Origin of the sequence: Microcystis sp. M090S1, assembly GCF_020246295.1 — a bacterium.
GTDB lineage: Bacteria > Cyanobacteriota > Cyanobacteriia > Cyanobacteriales > Microcystaceae > Microcystis > Microcystis aeruginosa.
In genome coordinates this window covers 1-5,371 of sequence record NZ_JADBTF010000413.1, presented here as the reverse complement: position 1 = coordinate 5,371, position 5,371 = coordinate 1, and the positions used below count along the sequence as shown (strand labels likewise).

Here is a 5,371-nt window from a genome sequence, read left to right as displayed (position 1 = left end):
TTTTGTGTCCAGTAGTTCATTGGTATTGTATTGCTTGAACTCAGGCTCTGTAAGACTTTTAGCCATAGCTAGTATGTTTATACGGGGGAAGTCCAGTAATTACACATATCTAACCACCTCTTGCCTCTTGTCTCTTGCCTCTTGTCTCTTGCCTCTTGCCTATCTTCACTAGGAAATTAATTTTGCACGACTACTTATTTAATACTGCACACTTAAAAACTCACATCTGATAACTGATAACTTACCCACTGATAACTGATAACTGATAACTGATAACTGAGAGGTGCGCCACTGGAAGTTCTTAAGTCTTATATCAAAGATCAGGAAAAGCCGTCGTAAAACGACGGGGTTTTAACCCAAATTTTCGATAAGCGTCAGGCTAATATAGAAAAACACGGCATAGATTTCGCCGACCTGGAAGCGATTTTTAGCGGGCCGATAATCGAGCGCGTGGATAACCGTCAGAATTACGGCGAAATTCGAGTGATTCTAGTGGGTACAATCGATAATATCGTTTTGGTGGTGGTTTATACATGGCGTGGCTCGGTTCGTCGAATAATTAGTGCTAGGAGGGCTAACAACCGTGAACGAAGAACATATTACCAGAGTCACCCGCGAACAGTGGGCGAAGTTGAAAGGCAAAACAGACTGGAAGAAAGTTAAAGGGATGAGCGAGGCGGAAATTGAAAAAAACGCCCTAGAAGACCCCGATAATCCACCGCTGCCGGCTGATTTTTTCGATGAAGTCGTGGAATGCACCCCAGTTTCCTTGAATCCCTAACCCTCCGATTAGTAACTGGATTTGGGGATTTTATCGGGGGCTGTATTAGCCTAGACTAACACAGCCCAAAGTTATCTTTTAAATGTCCAAATCCGTAAGATTTAAACGCGATCCGTGGGTTTCGATAAATTCTCGCCGGGGGGCAACTCGATCGCCCATAAGAATCGTAAATAATTCCTCTGCTTTGGCTGCGTCTTCGATTTCCACCCGTTTTAAAGTGCGAGTTTCGGGATTCATGGTAGTATCCCAAAGTTGTTGGGGCATCATTTCTCCTAACCCTTTAAAACGTTGGATTGTGTAGTTAGCATTGGAGGGAAATTCCGCTATCTTTTGCTGTAATTCTCGATCGCTATAGCAGTAGGAATGATTTTTACCGCGTTCCAATTTATAGAGAGGAGGACAGGCGATATATACATAACCTTGGTCAATTAAATTCTTCTGATAACGATAGAAGAAAGTTAACAACAAAGTTCGGATGTGTGCGCCATCTACATCAGCGTCAGTCATTAAAACAATGCGATGATAGCGCAATTGTGAGGGGTCGAAATCTTCTCCTTTAATCCCTAAACCGAGGGCTGTAATTAAGGATTGAATTTCCGTATTTTTGTAGATTTTGGCATCATCGGTTTTTTCGATATTGAGGATTTTTCCCCGCAGAGGTAGAATCGCTTGAAAACGACGATCGCGCCCCTGTTTGGCACTGTTATGGACGAAAACACCGGAAGCAAGGGCAAAGTTATGGGTACGAGGAACCTCGATATCATAGACATCGAATCTTGTTTCTAATCGCTCGATCGCCACAACTCGATGATTGTAATTAGCCACCGCTTCTAAGGCTTTATTTTTATCACCATCAAAGTAGCGATCGCAAAAAGAATCAAATCGCAATATTGATTTATCCCGCGTCTGAAGCCGATATTTTTGATAAGCTTCCAAATCAATATAACCTCGATCGATCTCAATTTGCTTTAAGGTCGCTAGGGTTTTTTGATAGTAAGTTTTCTTGATCGTGTTAATTCCCTGCCAACGATTATACCAATCAGCGATCGCATGAGTGAACAACCAAGAATCGGAAGCGGGATTCCAGACCATTTCATAACCGTTAATGGTGATTCCGGTGTCACGAAGATCGGACAATTTCCGATACAAAGGCATTAAAGCATCTTCTGGAGTTAAAGCCGCAGCCGGTTTATAGCTACCATCTCTTAACAGGAAAAGATGGTCAGGAGTACAAATAATCGCTTCACCATGATCGAGAGTAATTTTAATTACTTCTGCGTCTTTTTTGGTGATGCGGGCATTAATAATTCGTTCAACCCCGATCGTGCCATTGTCACGAATGGTATAACAAAAATGTTCCTTTCCTTGGGCTTGTTCGGTCACTAGCTGTTTAAAACTGAGGTTGCGTCCATCGACAAGGGCGATTTCTGTATCACCATGAAAACAGCCGCCGGCGCTGTCACCTTCGACAATGTAAATTTCTGACCTTTCTGGGTCTCTTTCGCTACAATCAGCCAATTTACCTGGTAAAGGTGAGGATTCCAAGACCGATTTCCGTCGTACTAAGTCCCGGGCCCGTCGGGCCGCTTCCGCCGCCTTGTACGCTTGTACTGCTTTTTCGATAATCGTGTCGGCTACTTGGGGATTTTGTTCTAAGTATTCGTTGAGAGTTTCCCCCACCAGCGAATCGACAATACCCCGGACTTCGGTGTTACCTAATTTGGTCTTGGTTTGTCCCTCGAATTCCGGTTCGGGGACTTTTACGGAAATAACGGCGGTTAACCCCTCGCGGACGTTTTCACCCGCTAGATTAGGCTCGTTTTCTTTAATTTTATTGCGTTTACGAGCAACATTATTTAAAGTACGAGTCAGAACTGCTTTTAATCCTTCTAGGTGAGTACCGCCGTCAATGGTGCGGATATTATTAGCAAAACCGAGAATATTGTCGCTATAGGCATCTATACACCACTGAAAAGCCACTTCAATATTAATTCCCGTCTTTTCCCCCGATACATAGATAATATCTTTGTGCAGGGTTTCTTTTTCCCGACACATATAGGCGACGTATTCTTTAATACCCCCCTCATAACAATAGGTTTCGATGTGGGGTTCTTCGGGACGGTAATCGCTAAAGGTGATTTTAACACCCGCATTTAAGTAGGCTAGTTCTCGTAAACGTCCGGAGAGGGTACTGTAATCAAATTCGATGCCTTGGCTAAAAATTTCGGTGTCCGGCAGGAAATTAACCCTAGTTCCCGTTTTTTCCTCTTGACTGGGACTGCTGACCAATTCTGTGACGGGGATACCTCTTTCGTAGCGTTGGGTATGTACTTTATGATCGCGCCAGACGGTGACATCGACCCATGCAGAAAGGGCATTAACGACGGAAATCCCGACTCCGTGTAACCCTCCCGACACTTTATAACCACCACTGCCAAATTTACCGCCGGCATGAAGTATAGTGAGAACGGTTTCTAGGGCAGATTTACCCGTGGTGGGGTGAACATCGGTGGGAATACCCCGGCCATCGTCGGTGACGCTGACGGAACCATCGGCCTTGATATCCACTTCGATATGAGTACAGTAACCCGCTAGGGCCTCATCGATCGAGTTGTCCACCACTTCATAGACTAAATGATGTAGTCCCCGCGGCCCGGTCGTACCGATATACATCCCCGGCCGCTTCCTGACTGGTTCTAACCCTTCGAGAACTTGTATCTGTTCCGCGCCGTAGTTACTTGTCATAAAATTTCCCTGAAAAGGCTGTGATCCCTGATTGAACCTAAATGAATGGCAAAATCTTCAAAAATTTTAGCACATAAGGGTTAAAGACTGCTTAAATGCCTTTAGGGAGAATTTTTTATTGGGGTTGGGGTGTTGGTCAGTAATCAGTGAGCAGTAAACAGTAAACAGTGAGCAGTAAACAGTAAAAAGGCAGCTGCGAGCTTGTCCCTTAATACTATTCACTGAAAACTCACACCTGAAAACTCACACCTGAGCACTGATAACCGATCACTGATAACTGATAACTGATCAATAGTCTTTAAACAATGTCATCCTCAAATTTATAACCGACACCGACTACAGTTTTGATAAAGATCGGATTAGCAGGATCGGGTTCTACTTTTTTGCGTAAGCGTCGGATATGGGTATCTACTACCCTTTCATCGCCAAAAAAATCATTCCCCCAGAGATTATCGATTAATTGGGTGCGACTCCAGACGCGATTGGGATAACTGACAAAGGTAGCTAATAAATTAAATTCTAAGGTGGTTAAATCGAGGGTTTCCTCTGGCATTCCTTCCAATTTACGAAGAGCAGAATGTTGATCTAAGTCGATCAGAAAATGACGGCTGCGATGGAGTTGTTGGGGTTGGCTATCGTGTCTTAAACTACGTCTTAATAATGCTCTTACGCGAGCGGTTAATTCCCGGGGACTAAAGGGTTTGACCATGTAATCATCGGCTCCCGTAGATAGGCCGATAATGCGATCAATTTCTTCTCCCCTAGCGGTTAACATGAGAATATAGGGGTCTTTTGTCCCGGGTTTTTGGCGAATTCTAGCACACAATTCTAGTCCGTCTAATTCCGGTAACATTAAATCTAAAATAACTAAGTCTGGTTGCTTTTGATAAAATAGTTCTAGTCCTACCCTACCATTATAAGCCAGATGACAAGTAAAGGACTCCCGCTCTAAAGTTTGCTCAATCAAATGGGCGATTTCAATTTCATCTTCGATAATAACGATATCCATAAGTAAGTAGTTATAATTTAATTGAAGATAGATTTTGCCTTTGATCCCCCCTGCCCCCCTTAATAAGGGGGGTGCGGATGCCCCCTGCTCCCCTTAATAAGGGGGAATCTGACAATTTTTAAAACCTACCTACTTAGGCATATTTTAACATATTAGCCATTCATTTCTTGCTCAGGGTTGAACATTGAAATAATTGTAATTTTTGAGACTTTTTGGGGGGAGAGTTGCCAACTCTCCCGACTTTTGTGGACTGGGGACTTTTCAAGGTAAAGGGACAAACTGCTCACCGGAGGGAGTCGATCGCACTTGAATTAACACCGGTTGACCGATGCGATCGCCAGTATTGGGATCAAAGCTAATTTTTCCGGTGGCCCCTGTTTGATGAAAATTGGCGGAACGCAGCCGGGATTGTAGGCCCTGACGTTGAGGATTTTCCCTTAAACCGGCAATAATCACCCGTGTAGCGTCAAAACTGGTGGCTGTGCGCCAACTAACCGGACCGCGCCACTGTTCCTGCATAAGATTGGCAAAAGTCTGGTTAACCGAGGGGTGCCAGGGTGCGGCAAGGGTTAAACCTTGGGCGTTTTTGCCGCCATCTTCGAGGGTACGAATATTGTAGAGGGTGGGACTACTAAACAGAGGCAAACGCTGACGATTGGAGCGAATAACCTCAAAAACGGGATCGAGACGATCAACTTGACATCCTCACCGCCGTAAACGGACGGTGATTCCCAAACCTCACGATTTAGGTTTCTGCTTCTTTCCCTTGCGGGGTTCCGCACCTGCCTTAACAGATTTACTCTGTTCTGGTCTTATGGTCGCTCTACAGACTGACA

5 protein-coding genes are annotated in these 5,371 nt (G+C 44.4%); 2 read left to right on the top strand and 3 right to left on the bottom strand.

Translation table 11 applies throughout. The annotated features are described in order from the left end of the window. Positions 1-360: 360 nt before the first annotated feature. Together IM477_RS18265 and IM477_RS18260 are read left to right on the top strand one after the other, a co-directional pair. Positions 361-663 (top strand): BrnT family toxin, encoded by a 303-nt coding sequence (locus IM477_RS18265; RefSeq protein WP_353845560.1) that lies wholly within the window; start codon positions 361-363, stop codon positions 661-663. Next, positions 584-781 carry a hypothetical protein gene (locus tag IM477_RS18260; protein ID WP_287732956.1) on the top strand — a complete coding sequence of 66 codons (198 nt, stop codon included), beginning with the start codon at positions 584-586 and terminating at the stop codon, positions 779-781. Before IM477_RS18265 ends, IM477_RS18260 begins: the two co-directional genes overlap by 80 nt. 78 nt (positions 782-859) lie before the next feature. On the opposite strand, the gene gyrB is transcribed toward IM477_RS18260, so the two are convergent. From gyrB to IM477_RS18245, 3 genes are all read right to left on the bottom strand, one after another. Then, positions 860-3,526 (bottom strand): DNA topoisomerase (ATP-hydrolyzing) subunit B, encoded by a 2,667-nt coding sequence (gyrB, locus tag IM477_RS18255; RefSeq protein WP_287732954.1) that lies wholly within the window; start codon positions 3,524-3,526, stop codon positions 860-862. Between the two features lie 298 nt (positions 3,527-3,824). After that, entirely contained in the window at positions 3,825-4,535 is a 711-nt protein-coding gene (locus IM477_RS18250) for a response regulator transcription factor (RefSeq protein WP_287732952.1), read from the bottom strand. Between the two features lie 261 nt (positions 4,536-4,796). Beyond that, on the bottom strand, positions 4,797-5,180 hold the full coding sequence (locus IM477_RS18245; RefSeq protein WP_287732951.1) for an ABC transporter substrate-binding protein: 384 nt from the start codon (positions 5,178-5,180) through the stop codon (positions 4,797-4,799). Positions 5,181-5,371: the final 191 nt, after the last annotated feature.